The organism is Streptomyces sp. NPDC088910 (assembly GCF_044749865.1).
In the GTDB taxonomy this organism is placed as follows: Bacteria; Actinomycetota; Actinomycetes; order Streptomycetales; family Streptomycetaceae; genus Actinacidiphila.
Window position 1 is genome coordinate 41,127 of the sequence record NZ_JBIVIV010000013.1, and the last position, 18,300, is coordinate 59,426.

An 18,300-nucleotide genomic window follows, 5' to 3' on the forward strand; every position below is an offset into this window, starting at 1 on the left:
ACGGCGGTCCTGCGTAAGGGCGTCAGGGCCGCGTCACAGACCGGTCACCGCGCTCGACGCGCTGATCTCGTAGACGAGGGTGATCTCGCGGCGCTCGCCGGGATCCAGGCGCTGGACGTAGCGGACGATGCCGTCGTCGTCGGTCTCGTCGGGCGCCGGGCGGCAGCGGTCGGGCAGGGTGCGGACCTCGACGGCCGAGACCTCGGAGACGGGGACGCGTTCGCGGATCACGACCTCGCGGGTGAGGTCGGCGCCCGGCCGGTCGGTGTCGCCGGGGTGCTCGGCGCTCGGCTGGTCCAGGCGGGAGACGAAGAGCCGCACCTGACGGGTGATCACGGTGCGCTGGTTGATCCCGGCGAGACCGGTGGTGTCGCGCTGCTCCTCGGTGTGGCGGACGACCCGGAAGGTGTCCTGGCTGCCGAAGGACAGGCGTACGTCCTCGCCCGTACCGGCGAAGGGCATCGTGGCCCGGCCGGTGTAGCCGCTGTCGCGCACCAGGTCGACGGGGCCGGCCAGCAGGACGTGGCCCGCGGCGTTGGGGAACCGCGCGGTGGTCACGACCAGGGGCGACAGTTCGGGGGCGCAGGTCTCCTCGGTGCGGCACGTGGCGGTGAAGGCCGACAGGTGGACGCGGTGCGGGCGCCGGTCGGAGGGGACGGTGACGGGGCGGGGCGCGTGCAGGACGCGGACCGCGCCGCCGTCGTGCAGGCCGGGCAGCGGTCCCGCGCCGCCCGCGGTGTCGGCGGTCGAGTCGCCGCCCACGGTCGTGACGTCCTCCTCGCGCAGGTCCACCTCGACGGTCCGGCGCTCCTCGACGGTGCGTTCCCTGAGGGTCAGGACGTCCTCGGTCAGCTCCGGCGGGGCCGCGGCGAGCGTCGGGCGCGCGGTGGACAGGGACAGCCGTACGCCGTTCCAGTCCTCGCCGGTGTCCTGCCACACGAAGGCGTCGGTCTCCAGGGTGACGCTGTCGCGGTCGGCGGCGAGCGTCGCGCGGTAGGCGGGGCGCCACAGCGCGCACGGGACGAGGCTCACGACGCGGATCCGCGCGGAACCGGCCTCGGGCGCCTCCACGACGAGTTCCACGAAGGCAGTGAGCACCGGGGGTTCGGTCTCGGTGGCCGCCAACGCCGTACGCGCCGTGCGCAGTTCCTCGTTCAGGTCGTGCTCGCGGCGGCGCAGCCGGTGGAGTTCGCCGATCCGGGTCTCGGCGTCCTCGTCCACGCGCTCCAGGCGGTCGGCCCAGCGCTCGGGGTCGGCGGCGCCCGCTCCCGCGCCCTGCACGATGTCGCGGTGCAGATCGGCCTTGGCCTGGTGGACCACGGCCAGCGCGCTCTCCAGGCGCTGCCGCAGCTGTCCGACCTCGCGCATCTCCCGTTCCAGGGAGTCGACTTCGCGGCGCAGCTCGGACGCGTCGGGGCCCGGCCCGCCGGGAGGCGCGGGGGTGTAGGTGCGGATGACGCGGGCGTCGAACACGCGCGGACCGTCCGCGCCGAGGTCCGTGTCGTCGTCCCCCTCGGTGTGCGCGGAGATCTCGGCGCGCAGGGAGCGGTCGACGGTCAGCGGGGTGACCGGGCCGATCCGCAGGCGCTGGACGCCCGCGGTGAGCCGCGCGGTGCCGGTGCGTTCGACCTGGGCGCGGTCCTCCAGGCAGGTCACGGTGGTGACCGGGAGGAAGAGCGCGTCCGGCTCGGCGGGCGGGTCATCGGCGCCGGGCGCGCCGGTCCCGTCGGTCAGGGTCTCCGGGGTGGTCACGGTTCACTTCCTCCGGTTTCCGCCGACGACCGACTTGCCCGCGGGGAGGCGGACCTCGAACCCTCCGGTGAGCGTCGTGGTCCGGCCGGGTGCCAACTCCACGCGCCACACGCGCGCTCCGCGGACGTACGAGCCGTCCTGGCCCGTGAGCGGTTCCTCGGGTTCCGTCCAGGCCGGTCGCGCCCGGTGCTCCTCGATACGGACGTCCTTGTCGGTCGACACCGGTACGCGCTCGCGGACCTCGACGACGACGGGGTACGGCAGGCGGTTGGCGACCTCGATCTCCACGGTGTGGTCGAGGACGGTCGTGCCGCCGCGCAGTCCCGCGGTGGACTCGCGCATGTGGGTGCGGCGGGCCACCTGGACGCTCTCGGCCACGCCGACGCCGACCGCCTGCCGCTGTCCGGGGGCGAGGGTCGGCAGGGCCGCGGTGAGGACGAAGTCGCCGTCCACCATGACGTCGGCCGGACCGGCGAGCAGCGCGTGCGGGGAGGTGTTGGTGACCAGGACGGTGCCGAAGACGGCCGTGTCCACCGCGGGGACGCACACGTGCAGCGACTCCGTCACGACCGGCACCTCGCTGACCGGCACGATGTGCCACGCGCCGTCGGACACCACGTCCGCGGGCGCGGCGGTGTCGAAGCGGTAGTCGAAGGAGCCGGCCGAGGTCCGTACGTCGACCGCGTGCGCGGGCCGCGGGAGGCGGCCGACGGTCTCGGCCCTGCGCCGGTACTCGGTGACCACGGTGGCGATCGGGGCGGCTTCCGGTCGCAGCGTGCCGCGCTCGGCGCCCGCGTCGGGCCCTGCGACGGTCAGGCGGCCGTAGTCGAGCATGTCCACGGACGGCGCGGTGGACGGCGGCGGTACGGGCGGCGCGGCGGTTTTGCGCCGGGCGCTGCGGGCGACGGGCGCCGACCTGCCGCGTGCGCGGTCCGTCGCGGGCTCGGCGTGCGCCTGGGACATGGGCGCCGCGGCGGGGAGCGGAGCCGGGGGCGGCGCCGCTCCCGGTGCGGGCACCGGGCCGCCGAACGAACCGCCGTAGCCGACGGCCTCGGCCGCGCCGCCGGGCTCCGCGGGTCCGTACGCGCCGCCCGCCGCCAGGTCCGGCGAGAAGTCGGCCTCTTCCAGGTCGTCCTCGACGCCGCCGAGCCACGCGTTCATGGACCTGGGGGCGCCCGGGCCCGACGGCCGGGCCGGACCGCGCGACGCGGCGGGGTGCGCCGCGGCGGCGCCGTCATAGCCGGTGAACAACTCGGCGAGCCCTAGCGGCGGTTCGCGCCATCCGGGGGTCTGCGGTTCCTGCTGGGCGCGGCCGATCCGCAGCGACCGCAGTTCGGGCAGGTCGGAGCGGCGCAGCAGGTCCGCGGTGGACAGCCCGAGACGTACGCCCGACCAGTCCTCGCCGGTGCGCTGGGCGACGCAGGCGCGCAGGACGAGCGTGCCCGCGCCGCTGGTGCCGTCCAGGCGGAGTTGGTAGGTGGGGACCCAGGTGGCGCCGGGGACGTGGTACTCGACCTCGATGTCGATCTCGGCCGGGGCGTCGGCGGGTGTCCCGGCCTCGTCGGTCAGGAAGGTGTCCTCGCGGGTTTCGGGCGCGTCCGGTTCGTCGGCCGACGCGTCCGGTACGTCGGTCGCGTCGGTCACCTCGGAGGCCAGCGTCACGACCGCGCCGACGGCCGGGTCGGTGCGCTCGGCGCTCAGGGCGGTGGACGACTGGTGCAGTCGCGCCCGCAGGACGTCCACGTCGTGGTCGGCGCGCGCCAGTTGGTCCTCGGTGGCCCGCAACCGCTCGTGCAGGACGCCGAGTCGGGTGTCGACGAATCCGGCCAGGGCGAGGAAGGACTCGACGGGCGCCCAGCGGGGCGGGTCGCCCCTGCGCGGCTGCGGCGGCTCCGCGCGCAGCGCCGCCACCTCCTCGATCTCGCTCTCCAGCCGGTACTTGCGGTCCTGGAGCCGGGACTGCTGGTCCTCGGCGTCCTCCAGATCCAGCCGCAGTGAGGGCAGTTGCTCGCCCCGGTGCACGGTGGCGCCGACGTCCAGCCGTACGTCGGTCACGCGCAGCCCGTGCGGTCCGTTCACCACCCGGCCGCGCAGCGACTGTTCGTAGAGCGTGGGCGGCAGGCCCTCGACGCGGACGGTGGTCTCGGCGGTTCCGGTCGGCACCGTGACGCGCGCGCGGCGGGTAACGACCGCTCCGGAGGCGTGCACGACGACGGAGGTCACCTCGGACTCAGCGGCGGACGGCTCGTTCGGCTCATCCGTGCCGCTCGGAACGGCTGCGCCCACCTTGTCTCCCCCACGCTCGGCCCGCGGCCGGTCTGCCCGTCACGTCTCGGGGCCCGGACTCGTCCGTACCCTAGCCGAGTCCTCCTGGGCACGCCGAGGGTCGGTGCCGGTCCGGCGGCGCGGGAGGTCCGGCCGGTGACGGACGATCACGAACGCCGTGTCTTAAGGGCCGGTTAAGAGCGGCTTATCAGCGCCTCGGGCCGATCGGCGTCCTCGCAGTTCGGGCACGTCACGGGCGTGCGGGCGGCTGTCCGGGCGGGTTGGCGGGCAGGGTGACCGTGCGTAGCATCGGGGCCGTCGGCGGCGGTCGTCGCTCCCGTGAGAGCGCTCCCCCGGCCACGGCCCCCGCCTCCCCGACGCCGTACGCCCGGCCGCCGCCGACGCGAACCCTGATCTCCCCCACAGACAAGGTACGTACCCCATGGCTGCACACCGCGCACGCAGATGGTCGCTCGGCGGACTGGTCGTCCTGGTCGCCGCCGCTCTGGTGGCCGCCGTCCTGGTGGCGACGACCGGTCCCGGCACGTCGAGGGCGGACGCCGCCGAGGGCCGGCAGACCTGGTCCGACGAGTTCGACGGCCCCGCGGGCAGCGCGCCCGACCCCGCCAAGTGGACGCATGAGAAGGGTGGTTCGGGCAACGGCAACAACGAGTTGCAGTACTACACCGACAGCACCTCCAACGCCGCTCTCGACGGCGACGGGCACCTGGTGATCACCGCACGGCCCAACTCCGACACCGGACTGTCCTGTTGGTACGGACCCTGTAAGTACACCTCGGCGCGGCTGAACACGGCCTCGACCTTCACGCAGGCGTACGGTCACTTCGAGGCCCGCATCAAGATCCCGCGCGGCCAGGGCATCTGGCCGGCGTTCTGGATGCTGGGCAGAGACATCGGCAGCGTCGGCTGGCCCCACAGCGGTGAGCTGGACATCATGGAGAACATCGGACGGGAGCCCGGCACCGTCCACGGCACGATCCACGGCCCCGGCTACTCGGGCGCGGCCGGTATCGGGTCCCCGTACACACTGCCCGGCGGCGCGGCCTTCGCGGACGACTTCCACACCTTCGGTGTGGACTGGAGCCCGAGCGCGATCACCTGGACGGTGGATGGCACGGTCTACCAGACGCGTACGCCGTCGGACGCGGGCGGCAACACGTGGGTGTTCGACCACCCGTTCTTCCTGATCCTCAACCTGGCGGTCGGCGGTGACTGGCCGGGCTCGCCCGACGGTTCGACGTCCTTCCCGCAGACGATGACGGTCGACTACGTACGGGCGTCGCAGTGGGACAGCGGCTCCGGCACGACGGCGGGCGGCGGCACCGGCGGGTCCGGCGGGTCTGGCGGCTCCGACCGGGTCGGCTCGATCAAGGGCATCGGCGGCATGTGCGTGGACGTGGCGGGCGGCTCGTCGGCCGACCGTACGCCGGTCCAGCTCCACGACTGCACCGGCAATGTGGCCCAGCAGTGGACGCTCGGCGCCGACGGGACGGTACGGGCGCTGGGCAAGTGCCTCGACGTGGACGGCGGTTCGACGGCGGACGGCGCGGTCGTGCAGCTCTACACGTGCAACGGCACCAAGGCGCAGCAGTGGAAGTACACCGACGCCCACGACCTGACGAACACGGGCGCGGACAAGTGCCTTGACGCGAAGGACAACGCGTCGGCGGACGGGACGCGGTTGCAGACCTGGACGTGCGGCGGGGCCGCCAACCAGAAGTGGATCTTCGGCTGACCCCTGGTCCGACGGCGTGGGGCGTGCCCGGTCCACCGGGCGCGCCCCGCGCCGTCTTTGGCCGGTTTCGGCGGTTCGCCCGGTTCGCTCGTGGGAGTACCGTCACCTTCCGGGAGCACCGACCGACAAGGAGTACGCCATGTCATGGGTGACCAGCGGCCTTCGGGCGCTCAGCGGCGAGATGCGCGCACGGTGGCACGGGTACTTCGTCGGCTACGGGCAGCAGGACTGACGCCCGCAGCAGGACCGGGCACCACTCGGACCGACAAGGAGGACGGCCACGATGTCATGGATCGTCAGGAGCCTTCGCGCGCTCAGCGGTGAGGCGCGTGCGCGGCGCAACCAGTACGGCGACAGGTACGGGCACAACGCCTGACGTCTTCTCCGCGCGGGGACGGGACGGGCGGCCGTACGCGGCGCGCGTTCCGTCCCGTATCCGACAAGGCGGGCGACCCGTGTTCCTCGACAGGAAGAGTCTGTGGCCGGACCTGCGGCGGTGGGAGGAGCAGGCGGCGGGCCGTGACGGGCCGTTCCGGCTGCGCTTCGGCACCCTGTTCGTGGCCGACGCCGACGCGGCCCGTGACGTGCTGGTCGAGCAGGCGGGCGACTATCTGTCCCAGTCCGGGTTCTTCCGTCTCGGGCCGGAGTCCCTGCCCCCGGCGGTCAGGGGCGAAGCCTCGCGTGAACTGCTCAGGGTCCTGGCCCGGCACGATCCCGCGTCGTCCTTCGACCTCGGCGCGGCTCTCGGCGAGGTGTGTGACGGTCGCGGCCGTCTGCGGCACCAGCGCTGGGGCGTCGAGGTGGTCCGGCGGTACTTCGCCCCCGTCATCGCGGACCGGAGCCACACCGCGATCAACGCGCTCGTCGACACGTATGTGACGTCGAGTGTGGTCGCCGACGACGTCGTCGGCCATGTGCTGAGACGCTCGCACCGTACGGTGCCCGCCGTCCGGGCCGGGCTCGCCGAACAGCTCGGGCGGCTGTCCGCTCAGGAGGACGGAGCGCGGGATCTGGTCGACCTCGTGCTGGGGCTGCCCGGCGAGCTGTCGACGGCCGATCGCGCGCAGGTGCTGCAACGCCTCGTGCTGTCCACGGTCGGCTTCACCGGCGTGACGCTCGAATGGGTGGTGCTGCTCGGGGTCCGGCACGGCTACAACACCCCGACGGTGCGGCGGGAGCAGGTCCACCACCTGGTCAGGGAAGCGCTGCGCCTGTATCCGACCGCCTGGCGGCTGATGAGAGTGGCCGCCGCCGACCACGAGATCGCCGGGGCCGAGGTCCGCGAGGGCGAGCACGTCCTGATCGGCACGCACGCGATCCACCGGTCGGCGGCCGTCTGGGAGGCGCCGCTGGACTTCCGCCCCTCGCGCTGGCAGCGGCCGACCGACGAACAGCGGCGGTCCTACCTGCCGTTCGGCAAGGGCGAGGGCATGTGTCCGGCGAGCGGCTTCGCCGTCAGGGCGCTCGAACACCTCGGCCACCTCATCCTGAGCGGCTACCGGGGCGAGGTGCGGCTGCGCACGCGCAGGCCGCATGTCCGTACGCTTCTGGCGCCGCCCGCCGGCTGGACCCGGCTCACCGCGCGAGCGGTACCGGCTCCCGAGCGCTGAATCGGCCACCGCGGCCCACGCCCTCGGCCGCGGGGCAGGACTCCTTCGTGGCCGCCGCGTCAGACCGGCGACTTGCGCAGGCGGGCCCGCCTGCGGTGCAGCGGTCCGCGCTTGGGCGGCGGTGAGGCGAGGCCGAAGCGGACGGCGACGCGGGTGCCGCCCATCGGGCCGCGGTCGATGTCCAGCGCGCCGCGGGTCGCGGCGGCGGCGCGGCGGGCGATGTCGAGGCCGAGGCCGGTGGACGCGGTGCTGGCGCCGCGGACGAGGGCGTCGTCGGGGTCCGGGATGCCGGGGCCCGCGTCCTCGACGGTGAGGGTGACGGACTGGGCGGCGCGCACCAGGCGCAGCGCGAAGGCGGTGCCGGGCGCGGTGTGCCGGAAGACGTTGCCGACGAGCGCGTCGATGACGGCGGCGAGGTCGTCCTCCGGCAGGTCGATCAGGGCGTCCTCGCCGGTCACTTCCACCAGGCAGGGGCGGCCCTGCTGTTCCGCGAGCGTCGTCCAGAATCCGGCGCGGCGGCGGACGATCACCGTGGCGGCGCACAACACCTGCTCGGGCCGGTCGAGTTGGGGCGCGCCCATGTGTCCGACGGCCAGCGGTGTGCGGGCCGCGGTGATGACGGCGTGCAGTTGTGTTTCGAGTTGCGCGACCGCGGCGGCCACGGGGGCGGCGTCCGGTCCCGTACCCATGCGTTCGGTGGCCAACTGGAGGGCGGTCAGGGGTGTCCTGAGACGGTGGGACAGGTCGGCGACCAATTCCCGCTCGACGGCGAGGAGTTCCAGCATGCGTGCGGCCATGGCGTTGAACGCCTGCCCGGCCTCGCGCAGTTCCGGCGGCCCCATGGGGTCGACGCGGGACTCCAGGTCGCCGCGGCCGAGCGCGTTGGCGGCGCAGGAGAGGTTGCGGGAGGACCGTACGACGCGGGAGGCGAGGCGGTCGGCGACCAGGACGGAGCCGACGACCAGGCCGACGGCGAGCAGCGCCATCACGGTCAGCGACGCGTTCACCCCGCGGTTCAGCTCGGCTTCGGGGACGAATTCCTCGACGACGGCGACCCGGCCCTGCGGCAGCACGACCGGCTGGAGGTAGACCCAGCCGCCGCCCGGCAGGTCCTGCGCCAGTGACTCGCCGTCGTCCTGTGCGCGCACCAGCAGGGAGTGGGGTGCATGGCCCGCGCCGATGGAGCGGCCGTCGGGCTGGTGGACCGCCAGGTTTCCCGACGGGTCGAGGCCCGAGACGGCCTGCCGTACGGCGGCCGGGTCGTCGGTGAGCGTGAGGACCGGCGCCAGGGCGGCGGCGCGCTGCTCGGCGGCGGTGATCGCCTGGTTGCGGGCCTCGGAGCGGACCAGCAGGCCCAGCGGGATGAGGAAGGACAGGGCCACCATCGAGGTGACGGCCAGGGCGACCCTGGCCAGGGTCCCTCTCACCGCGGGGTCACCAGTTTGATGCCGACGCCGCGCACCGTACGCAGCAGGCTCGGCGCCGCCGCGCTCTCGCCGAGTTTGCGGCGCAGGGAGGACAGGTGGACATCGATGGTCTGGTCCTCGACGTAGGGGTCGCGCCAGACCTCGGTGAGGATGTGCCGTTTGGACACGACGGTGTCGGCGTTGGCGGCGAGGAAGGACAGCAGGTCGAACTCGCGGCGGGTCAGCGGGACTTCGTGTCCGTGTAGGTGGACGGTGCGGGGTCCGGGGTCGATGCGCAGCGGTCCGAGGGTGACGGGCTCGCGCAGATTGGGGGCGCCGGTCCTGCCGTCGGGACCCGCGGAGCGGCGCAGGACGGCGCCGAGGCGCGCGGTGAGCTGTCCGCCGGAGAAGGGTTTGACGAGGTAGTCGTCGGCGCCCGCGTTGAGGAGCCGGATGATCTCGGCCTCGTCGTCCCTGGCGGTGACGATCAGGACCGGTACGCGGGAGATGCCGCGGATCATGCGCAGCGCGTCGCCGCCGTCGAGGTCGGGCAGGCCGAGGTCGAGGATCACCGCGTCCAACGGGGTTCTGGTCGCCTCGCGCAATCCGCTGAATCCGTCGGCGGCGCTGCGGACTTCGTGCCCGTCGCGGGTGAGTATCCCGATCAGTTCGGCACGTATGCCGGGATCGTCTTCTACGACAAGGACGCTCGCCATGCGGCACACCGTAACGGATCGGCCATGATGGCCCGGTGCCCCGGTCCTTGCGCCATTTCCTGATCTGGCTGTCGTGCACGGTCCTCACCGTCACGGCGGTGTCGTTGACCGTGCGCTTCGTGGTGGGTTCGACGGCGCCGCTGCCGCCGTCCGCGCGGGATGTGGCGGCCGGGATCGCCACCAACTCGCCCAGTTCCGTGGTGATCGGCTCGCCGACGGCCACGCCCCGGCAGTCGCCGACGCGGACCCGCAAGCCCACGGTGTCGCCGTCCCCCTCGACCCGTCGCCCGACGGCGAGCGCGACCAGCCCGTCCTCCGCGCCGGCCGCGCCGCCGTCGACCGCCTCCCGGCCGCCGGACTGCGAAGGAGGTGCCGGGACGCACAGTTTCGAGTCGACGGGCGGTCAGGCGTCGATACGGTTCGGCGCGGACGCGGTGTGCCTGGTCTCGGCGGTGCCCGCGATCGGCTTCACCACGAGCACCCGGCAGAGCGCGCCGGACACCCTCACCATCACCTTCACCGGGGCGCGCCACCGCTCGGAGCTGACGGCGACGCTGCGTCCGCAGGCCAAGGAGGTCACCAGCGAGGTGTCCTGGTGAGGCGCGGTGTCCGCGGTCCTGCGGACGCCCGGCCGGGGGCGGGGCTCAGCGGTGTCCGCGGTCCTGCGGACGCCCGGCCGGGGGCGGGGCTCAGCGGAATCTGCGGCTTTCCTTAGGGGAACGTGAAGTTGGGCTGGGGCGGCTGATCGGACGGCTCCGGCCGCCTAGGGTCGTGCCCGCCGGACCGTTCCTGTGAGCGGGTCCCCCTCACGACATGTCTCCCCCACCACGAGGTGCCAGCGATGAGTTCGTCCCGCCGTGCCCACTCCCGTAACTCCGCCCATGGCCAGCACAGGGCGAGGCGCAAGCCGCGGATACGCATGGCGGTGACCGGAGCCGCGGCCCTGGCCGTACTCGGTGGCGGCACCGCCTTCGCCTGCCTCGGGGCGCCGCATCAGGGGTCGCCCACCGCCGGGCACAGCGACTCCGGCTCCGGCTCCGGCTCCGGCGACACGAGCGCGTCGGCCGGGCACAGGCCCGGCGGCAAGCCGGCCGGTTTCCGGCCCACCGCCCCCGCCGCGACCATCTCCACCACGCACCGCCCGCGCCCCGGCCGGCCGAGCCCCAAGCCGACGGCCACGCCGACCGGCGCCCCGGTGACCACCGCGCCCACGACGGCGGCGCCCAGCCCCTCGGCGACGACTCCCGCACCGCCCGCCACGACGAACCCGCCGAGCGCCGGGGACGCCGTGCGGCAGGTGCTCGACCTGATCAACCGCAATCGCGCCGCGGAGGGCCTCGCCCCGTACACGCTGCTCGAAGGGCTCAACAAGAGCGCCGCCGCGCACAATCAGGTGATGGCGTCCGGCTGCGGCCTGTCCCACCAGTGCCCGGGCGAACCGGCCTTCGGTGACCGCGAGACGGCCGCCGGGGTGCACTGGACGTCGGCGGGCGAGAACATCGGCGAGGGCGGCGGTGTGGGCTCCTCCGCCTCCGCGATCGCCGCGAGCGCGGTCGGTCTGACGCAGATGATGCTCGACGAGAAGGCCCCCGACGACGGCCACCGCCGCAACATCCTCAGCAGCGGCTACACGCACATCGGCATCGACGTCTACCGCGACAGTTCCGGCACGGTCTGGATGACGCAGGACTTCTCCAACTGACCTTCGCCGCCTCCTACTTCCTTCCCGCCCGGTGCCGCGAACCCCACAGCGCGGCACGTTCCCGTCGGCCGGGGCCGACCTCCCCCCGGCCCCGGCCGACGGATGTCCGACCGGCCGCGCCGTTCCCTCGCGGGTCTCCGGCAGGGGTGAACGGGCCGCTCACGCGGTGTGGTTGTCCGGCTGGAGGGCGGCGGCCAAGGCGGTCGGGCCGTGGGCGGTGGACCCTTGGGCGTACGCGGCGGCGTACGCCTGGTCGCCCAGCGCCGCGCGGGCCGTCTCCTCGCAGCGCTCGCGCACCAGTTGGAGTTCCGGCGCGCCGCGCTGCGGGTGGCCGACGCTGCGCCAATAGGCGCCGCCGGTGCCGTAGACCGACGCGGCCTGCTCGGCCCGGCCCTCGGCGGCCAGGGCCGCGGCGAGCAGGTCGAGGCCGAGCGCGATGCCGAAGGCGTCCCCGATGAGGCGTTTGCTCTCCAGCATGGTGCGGGCGTAGCCGATGGCCTCGGTGGGGGCGCCGGAGAAGAGGGCGACGACGGAGAGCTGGTAGTCCAGGTAGGAGCGGGTCCACTCCTCGCCGGTGCGTACGCAGTGCTCGCGCAGTTCGAGGGCCCGCTCGCGGCCTTCGGCGAAGTCCCCGAGGGCGGTGAGGGAGAGCACTTCGACGAGGTTGCAGCGCAGCCGGTCCGGGGAGTCGAAGGCGAAGCCGGGCGCGCCGCCGAGCGCCGCGCGTACCGCGTCCAGTGCCTTGCGCGGCTGGCCCATGAGCAGGCCCAGCAGGCCGGTGAGGCAGGCGGCGGCGATCCGCTCCTCCTGGTCGCCGCCCGCTTCGGCCGCGGCCTCCACCTCGGCGCTGATCTCGGTGGCCAGGGCGTAGTCCCCTTGGAGGGTGACGGTGGCTCCGAGGCCGGTGAGCGCGCGGGCGCGGGCCCGGTCCTGCGCGGTGTGCAGTTCCAGGGCGCGCTCCAGATAGGAGCGGGCTTCCTTGAGGTGGCCGCAGCAGGTCCAGAAGTAGACCAGCAGCCCGGCCAGTTCGGCGGCCTGCGCCGGGTCGTGGACGAGCCAGTGGTCGAGGGCGGAGCGCAGGTCGGGGTGGGTGTCCTCGATCACCCGGTAGCCGAGGAGCTGGTCGGGGCTCGACCAGCTCCCGTCCGCCCAGCGGGCGAGGCCGGTGAAGTAGTCGGCGTGACGGCGGGCGGTCGCGGCGGACTCGCCCAGCTCGCGCAGCCACTCACCGCCGTACTCGCGGATCGTGTCGAGCATGCGGTAGCGCTCGCGGTGTCCTGCGCCGCTCGACGCGTCGTCGGCGGGGGCCGTCCTGATGATCACCGACTGGGTGACCAGCCGTTCCAGGGTCGGCGCGACGTCAGCGGCGCGCAGCGGGCCGCCGGTGGCGACCGCTTCCGCGGCAGCCAGGTCGAAGGCGCCGCGAAAGACGCTGAGCCGGGCCCAGAGCAGCCGTTCCTGCGGGGTGCACAGCTCGTGGCTCCAGCCGATCGCGGTGCGCAGTGTCTGGTGGCGCCGGGGCCAGACGAAGCCGGTGCGGGACAGGACGTCGAAGCGTGAGCCGAGGCGGTCGGCGACGTCGGCGACGGTGGCGGGGCCGACCTGGGCCGCGGCCAGTTCGATGGCCAGCGGTATCCCTTCGAGGCGGCGGCAGATGGTCGCGGCGGCCTCCGCCGCGCCGGGTTCCGCGAGCGGGGTGTGGCCGAGGCGGCCGGTGACGCGCTGGTTGAAGAGGGCGAGCGCGTCCTGTCCTTCTGCCGACAGCGGTGCGACGTCGATCAGTTCCTCCACGGCGGAGGCCAACGGGCGGCGGCTGGTGGCCAGTACGGTCAGGCCGGGCGCGGCCGTCAGCAGTTCTCCGACGAGGTGGGCGCACGCCTCGATCAGGTGCTCGCAGGAGTCGAGCACGAGTAACAGGCGCTTGTCGGCGAGCCATTCGCACAGTGCCTCGACGGGCATCCGCGGTGAGTGGTCGGCGAGGTCGACGGCGTCGCTGACGGTGGCGAGCAGCAGGTGCGGGCTGTCGAGGGTGGCGAGGTCGGCCCACCAGGTGCCGTCGGGGAAGCGGGAGGAGTCGGTGTCTTCCGCAGAACCGATTCGCCGGTCCGCGCCCGGCTCCTGTTCCGCGGCGACTTCCACGGCGACGCGGCCGACCGACGCGCGCGCCGCCGCCCGCAGCGCGAGCCGTGTCTTGCCGACTCCGCCGGGCCCGGTGAGGGTGATCAGCCGGCGGTGTGCCAACGCCATGTCCAGCCGCGCGAGTTCCGCCGTACGGCCGACGAAACTCGTTGTCTCCTGCGGAATGTGCCCCTTCATGGCCACAGCCTGACACCGACCGACCGCGGAGGGAAACGGGCCGTCGTGGTGAAGCTCGGCGCGAGTGCCTCATGAGGGCGCGTCAGGCGGCGTACGCGGAACCGGACTCGGGCCGGTCCCGCGGGTCGCGCGCTTCACCCGTACTGACGGAGAGTCACCCGGTGAACCAGGGATTCCCGCCGCCGAGGGACCAGACGGAGACTTTGGTGACGCCCAGTGAGGTCAGCACCGCCAGCTTGGAGTTGAGCGCGGTGCTGTCCACGTAGTCGTAGAGCTTTCCTCCGGAGACCCAGCGGATCTCTCCGGAAGAGGCGTCGCGACGGGCGGCGATCGTGCTCGGGTCGGTGGAGAAGCCGGGGCTGTGCTTCATGTCGCTGAACTGGATGTTGCCGGTGACCGCGTCCAGGTCGCACGGGTCGGGCGCGCTGATGCCGTACGAGGGCAGGGCGATGACCAGCCGCGACGGGTCCGGGATCTTGCTCTGCGCGTACCGCGTGACCTGCTTGAGCCAGGCGAGCGGGGTGATCGGCAGGCAGCGGCTGCCGGGCGCGGTGTCGAACTCCTCGTCGTACGCCATGATGTCCAGTTCGTCGACGCCCTTGGCGCTGACGGCGGCGTAGTCGTAGAAGGCGGCGTCCTCGGTCATCGCGGGCGCGTCGACCACGAGTTTCTTGCCCTGCGCGTGCAGGGAGGTCGCGAGCTGGCCGAGGAAGGTCTTGTAGTTGGTGAAGTCGGCGGCGCTCCAGGACCAGTAGTCCTCCATGTCGACGTCCACGCCGGTGAGTTGGTTGGTCACCACGAAGGAGGTGAGCTGCGAGACGGCGTCGCTTCGGTTGGCACTGCTGCTGACCAGGGCGTGGACGTCGGCGGTGGTCATGCCGGAGACGGTCGGGTACTGGTAGGCGGAGTGCGCCTTGAGGTCGGCGACGTTGGCGGCGCTGTAGGTGTTGCAGAGCCCGGCGGCCGTGGTCTCCAGGCTGACCTTGCCCTTGCCGGTGACGCTCCAGTACTCGGGTTTGAGCGCGCCGTTCTTGACCCGGTTGTCGGCGTATTCGCTCGGCGCGGTGCAGGTGGAGTCGCCTGCGGAGCCGGGGTAGAGCCAGGTCTGTATCTGTACGGCGGAGGCGGCGGTACGGGCGGCGGGCGGCCGGTGGGCGGCGCCGCTCGACGCGGCGGCCGACGTTCCGGGTCCGGACGTACCGCTGTCGGTCGTCATGGCGCCCGCGGCCATGGCACCGGCGAGGGCGGCCGAACAGGCGGCGGCCGTGGCGAGGATGAGCCTGCGACGAAGCATGATCCGTCCCTTCGGGGCGTGGGGGTGCGCCGCGTCGGCCGGGGGGGGCGGCGGCGCGGGGTGGGGGGTGACGGAGGAGTCGTGGGTGGGCGCGGGGGCTACCCGTTGTCGTTCCAGTAGGGGTCGAGGACCAGGGTGTCGGCGCCCGGTACGCGCGAGGCCGCCGACCAGGAGCCGCCCAGGACGCGTCCGCTGTCGGGCTCGGGGGCGAGTGACAGTTCGGTGAGGATGCGGTACCGGTCGCCCCGGTAGACGGAGCGGGTGAACTCCACGACGCGCCCGTCCGCGTCCCTGGCGGCGCGTTCGAAGAGCAGGGCCGGGGTGTGGACGGGCACGCCGAGCAGTTCGGCCTCGGCCTCGTCCACCACGGTCGGTTCGATGAGCTGTGAGGCGCGGGTGAGCAGGATGCCGTACCGGCTGCCGAGCAGGCGGTAGAAGGAGTCGGTCTCCAGGTCGTGGGCGGTGAGGCCGGGGACCAGCGCCGTCGGTATGTGCAGCGTCTCGACGCACATCGGGTCGCCGTCGACCAGCCGCAGCCGGGCGATCCGCAGGATCCGGTCGGCCGGGGCGGTGCCGAGGCGGCGGCCGATCCTGGGTCCGGCGGCCGTGGCGGTGAACTCCACGGTGCGGCTGGTCCACGCGCCGTCCACACCGCCGACGCCCAGGCTCGGTCCCGGCCCCGCGGCTGGCCCCAGGCGCTGGGCGACCTTGTCCTCGGCGACGAAGACGCCGCGGCCGTGGGCCCGGATCAGCAGTCCGTCGCGCACCAGGTCGTCCATCACCGAGCGCAGCGTCGGGCGCGAGACCTCCAGGGTCTCGCAGAGCTGGCGCTCACCGGGCAGCGGTCGTCCGGTCGCGGTCTCCTCGACGAGGTCGAGGAGGTGCGTACGGATCCGCTGCCGCTTCTCCCAGCGGCTCTCGCTGCTGACCATGGGCCCACCAGTCTTGTCCGCGCGGGGCGGGTGCCGGTGTCTCGGCGTCCGGACGCCGAGGTGTTCGGCGACGCACCGATGATGGACCCCGTTCTTACCACTGGTCAATATGTGGTCAACGAATCCGCGCCGGAGTCAGCGGACAAAGGTCGGGGGACAAAGGTCAGCGGGTACGAGTCAGCGGGAAAAAAGATCAGCGGGTACGGGCGGCGCGCTCCGCGTTCTTCTCCTTGATCCGCACCGCTTCCTTGCGGACCTCCGCCTGCACGGCACGCTCCTCGACCAGCCACTGCGGCTGGTCCCGCTTCAGCGCCTCGATCTCCTCGGTGGTGAGCGCCTCGGTCACGCCGCCGCGCGCGAGACCCGCGATGGACACGCCGAGTTTGGACGCGACGACAGGGCGGGGGTGCGGTCCGTTGTGCCGCAGTTCCACCAGCCACTCGGGGGGATCGGCCTGGAGCGCGTTGAGCTCGGTGCGCGAGACGACACCCTCCTGGAACTCGGCGGGTGTGGCCTGGAGGTACACACCCAGCTTCTTCGCCGCTGTCGCGGGCTTCATGGTCTGGGCGGTCTGCTGCGACGTCATGCCGTCAAGGGTAACGAGCGCGTGCGCCACCTCCGACCACCAGCGGATAACCTGCTGGGGTGACAGGTTCGGAAGTACCTCCTTCGTTCCGGCTCGCATACGTTCCGGGCGTGATGCCGACCAAGTGGGTGCGGATCTGGAACGAGCGACTGCCGGAGGTCCCGCTCACCCTGGTCCCGGTGCCCGCCGCCGAGGCGTTCGGCGCGCTGCGGGACGGCGGCGGGTCCGGCGCGGACGCCGGATTCGTACGGCTGCCGGTCGACGGCGCGGACCTCAGCGCGATCCCGCTCTACACGGAGACGACGGTGGTCGTCGTCCCCAAGGACCACGCGGTCGCGGCGGTCGACGAGGTGTCGCTGGCCGACCTCGCGGACGACATCGTGCTGCGTCCCCTGGACGACACCCTCACCTGGCAGACGCCGCCGGGGCGGCCCGCGAAGGAGCGGCCCGCCACCACGGCGGACGCCGTGGAACTGGTCGCGGCGGGTGTGGGCCTGCTGATCGTCCCCCAGTCGCTCGCGCGGCTGCACCAGCGCAGGGACCTCACCTACCGGCCGGTCCCGGACGCGCCCGAGTCCCGCGTCGCCCTGTCCTGGCCGCAGGAGGAGACCACGGATCTGGTGGAACACCTCATCGGCATCGTGCGCGGTCGCACCGTCAACAGCACGCGCGGCCGGCCGCTCCCGGAGCGGTCCGCACCGGGGGCGCAGGCCGCCAAGGCCAAGGACAAGGCGAAGGACAAACGCCCGGACAAGGTGTCGCAGGCGCGCCGCAAGCCCGCGCCGGGCCGGGGTGCCGGAGGCAAGGGCCGCAAGAGCGGCGGTACGGGCGGCGCGAAGCGCGGCAAGCCCCGCCGCCCGTAGCCGGACCGGGGTCCCGGTCCCCCGTACGGCAGCGCGGTCGGGCCGGACCCGCCATCGAGGCACCGCCCGGCCGGCCGACCGCGATCACGTGGACGATGCGTGCCGGAGGCGGGTCGTCAGCTCGCGGGCGTCACGACGATGGCGTTGACCTGGGCCTGGTTGGCGGAGCCGCGGGTGAAGTCGAGGGAGAGGGTGCCGGAGGCGTCCACGGTGACGGGGAAGTCCTTCTCGACGCCGAAGGCTTCCTGGCCGTCCGCGCCCGCCGCCACGGCCGCGCCGATGATGTCGAAGTCGGTCAGGACCTTGGCGCCGTCGATCGTGACGTCGAACTCACGCTGACCGGAGTGGGTGTAGTACCAGTCCATGAAGTAGAGACGGACCTGGTAGTCGGCGCCCGGGGTGAGACCGGGGATGCTGTAGGAGGAGTCCCCGACGCGTGAGGTGTTCCAGATGTCGGCGGGGATCGGGTGGGCCACGGTCCGTCCCCAGTTCGGGAAGCTGGGAGCGCCCGCGGGAATGGTGTCGGGCCTGCCGCCGGTGCCGGTGTCCGCGATGAAGTCGCCGCCGCCCGCGCCGCCGAGGTCGATCGACACCCCCGGTGCCACGTCGGCGTGAGCGATCCCCGCGGTCACGAGACCGCCCAGCACCATGCTCAGAGGGAGCCTCCCGCCGGGCGCCTCGCGCGGCCGACGAGGTGGCGCGCGGGCCGGACCGGCCCCTGTCGGCCCATGGATCACCGGCGCCCGGACGGCGATACTGGGGGCATGACGTTCGTCGTTTTCATGACCCTGCCCGGTCTGGTCATCCTGCTGACCCTGGTGGCCTTCGCCGATCAGATGCTCATGCGGGCCGGGCGGGCCGGAATCCTGCCGTGGCGCGGCCCTGGCCGCCAGGGGCAGATCTCGTCCACCGGCTTCGAGATGCTGCACGCGAGCTTCTCGCCGGGCAAGCAGAACGAGTTGAAGGAGCGGCAGTCGGCCCTCGTGCTGCGGGACGACGAGGAGGACGGCGCGCCCGCGAACCGTACGACCGTCGATCTCCAGCGCGGGACCGCGGTCGTACGGATGGCGCGGCCCCGCTCCTGAGGCGCGACCTTCGGAAC

15 protein-coding genes are annotated in these 18,300 nt (G+C 73.4%); 6 read left to right on the plus strand and 9 right to left on the minus strand.

Going from position 1 to position 18,300, the window contains the following annotated elements:
- Nucleotides 1-33: 33 nt before the first annotated feature.
- Entirely contained in the window at nucleotides 34-1,752 is a 1,719-nt protein-coding gene (locus ACIP4Z_RS27045) for a mucoidy inhibitor MuiA family protein (protein WP_401312361.1), read from the minus strand.
- Nucleotides 1,753-1,755: 3 nt separating this feature from the next.
- On the minus strand, nucleotides 1,756-4,038 hold the full coding sequence (locus tag ACIP4Z_RS27050) for a DUF4139 domain-containing protein (protein ID WP_401312364.1): 2,283 nt from the start codon (nucleotides 4,036-4,038) through the stop codon (nucleotides 1,756-1,758).
- Between the two features lie 421 nt (nucleotides 4,039-4,459).
- Between ACIP4Z_RS27050 and ACIP4Z_RS27055 the strand changes: the two genes are divergently transcribed.
- Together ACIP4Z_RS27055 and ACIP4Z_RS27060 are read left to right on the plus strand one after the other, a co-directional pair.
- On the plus strand, nucleotides 4,460-5,773 hold the full coding sequence (locus ACIP4Z_RS27055; protein WP_401312367.1) for a ricin-type beta-trefoil lectin domain protein: 1,314 nt from the start codon (nucleotides 4,460-4,462) through the stop codon (nucleotides 5,771-5,773).
- 455 nt (nucleotides 5,774-6,228) lie between these two features.
- Entirely contained in the window at nucleotides 6,229-7,383 is a 1,155-nt protein-coding gene (locus ACIP4Z_RS27060) for a cytochrome P450 (protein ID WP_401312370.1), read from the plus strand.
- Between the two features lie 59 nt (nucleotides 7,384-7,442).
- On the opposite strand, the gene ACIP4Z_RS27065 is transcribed toward ACIP4Z_RS27060, so the two are convergent.
- Complete coding sequence (locus ACIP4Z_RS27065) at nucleotides 7,443-8,810, minus strand: ATP-binding protein (RefSeq protein ID WP_401312373.1); 1,368 nt, start codon at nucleotides 8,808-8,810, stop codon at nucleotides 7,443-7,445.
- Nucleotides 8,807-9,505 (minus strand): response regulator transcription factor, encoded by a 699-nt coding sequence (locus ACIP4Z_RS27070; RefSeq protein WP_355348469.1) that lies wholly within the window; start codon nucleotides 9,503-9,505, stop codon nucleotides 8,807-8,809. Before ACIP4Z_RS27070 ends, ACIP4Z_RS27065 begins: the two co-directional genes overlap by 4 nt.
- A 35-nt stretch (nucleotides 9,506-9,540) precedes the next feature.
- Here ACIP4Z_RS27070 and ACIP4Z_RS27075 point away from each other — a divergent pair, with 35 nt between their 5' ends.
- Both ACIP4Z_RS27075 and ACIP4Z_RS27080 read left to right on the plus strand, forming a co-directional pair.
- Nucleotides 9,541-10,104, plus strand: coding sequence for a hypothetical protein (locus tag ACIP4Z_RS27075; RefSeq protein WP_401312376.1), 564 nt, complete (start codon nucleotides 9,541-9,543; stop codon nucleotides 10,102-10,104).
- A gap of 320 nt (nucleotides 10,105-10,424) precedes the next feature.
- Complete coding sequence (locus ACIP4Z_RS27080; protein WP_401312379.1) at nucleotides 10,425-11,207, plus strand: CAP domain-containing protein; 783 nt, start codon at nucleotides 10,425-10,427, stop codon at nucleotides 11,205-11,207.
- 159 nt (nucleotides 11,208-11,366) lie between these two features.
- On the opposite strand, the gene ACIP4Z_RS27085 is transcribed toward ACIP4Z_RS27080, so the two are convergent.
- From ACIP4Z_RS27085 to ACIP4Z_RS27100, 4 genes are all read right to left on the minus strand, one after another.
- A complete protein-coding gene (locus tag ACIP4Z_RS27085) occupies nucleotides 11,367-13,523 on the minus strand; it encodes an ATP-binding protein (protein ID WP_401312382.1) in 2,157 nt (718 codons plus the stop codon).
- A 154-nt stretch (nucleotides 13,524-13,677) separates the two neighbouring features.
- Entirely contained in the window at nucleotides 13,678-14,817 is a 1,140-nt protein-coding gene (locus ACIP4Z_RS27090; RefSeq protein WP_401312385.1) for a glycosyl hydrolase family 18 protein, read from the minus strand.
- Between the two features lie 98 nt (nucleotides 14,818-14,915).
- Nucleotides 14,916-15,749, minus strand: coding sequence for a GntR family transcriptional regulator (locus ACIP4Z_RS27095; protein WP_401312388.1), 834 nt, complete (start codon nucleotides 15,747-15,749; stop codon nucleotides 14,916-14,918).
- Between the two features lie 193 nt (nucleotides 15,750-15,942).
- Nucleotides 15,943-16,335 (minus strand): DUF5997 family protein, encoded by a 393-nt coding sequence (locus ACIP4Z_RS27100; RefSeq protein ID WP_391161785.1) that lies wholly within the window; start codon nucleotides 16,333-16,335, stop codon nucleotides 15,943-15,945.
- Between the two features lie 59 nt (nucleotides 16,336-16,394).
- On the opposite strand from ACIP4Z_RS27100, the gene ACIP4Z_RS27105 reads away from it, so the two are divergent.
- Nucleotides 16,395-17,198, plus strand: a complete 804-nt coding sequence (locus ACIP4Z_RS27105; RefSeq protein WP_401312392.1) for a LysR substrate-binding domain-containing protein — start codon at nucleotides 16,395-16,397, stop codon at nucleotides 17,196-17,198.
- A 116-nt stretch (nucleotides 17,199-17,314) separates the two neighbouring features.
- Here ACIP4Z_RS27105 and ACIP4Z_RS27110 read toward each other — a convergent pair whose 3' ends face one another.
- The gene (locus ACIP4Z_RS27110) at nucleotides 17,315-17,830 is read right to left on the minus strand and encodes a malectin domain-containing carbohydrate-binding protein (RefSeq protein WP_401312395.1); all 516 of its coding nucleotides are present in this window, start codon (nucleotides 17,828-17,830) and stop codon (nucleotides 17,315-17,317) included.
- 132 nt (nucleotides 17,831-17,962) lie between these two features.
- Between ACIP4Z_RS27110 and ACIP4Z_RS27115 the strand changes: the two genes are divergently transcribed.
- The gene (locus ACIP4Z_RS27115) at nucleotides 17,963-18,283 is read left to right on the plus strand and encodes a DUF6191 domain-containing protein (protein WP_355348442.1); all 321 of its coding nucleotides are present in this window, start codon (nucleotides 17,963-17,965) and stop codon (nucleotides 18,281-18,283) included.
- Nucleotides 18,284-18,300 lie beyond the last annotated feature (17 nt).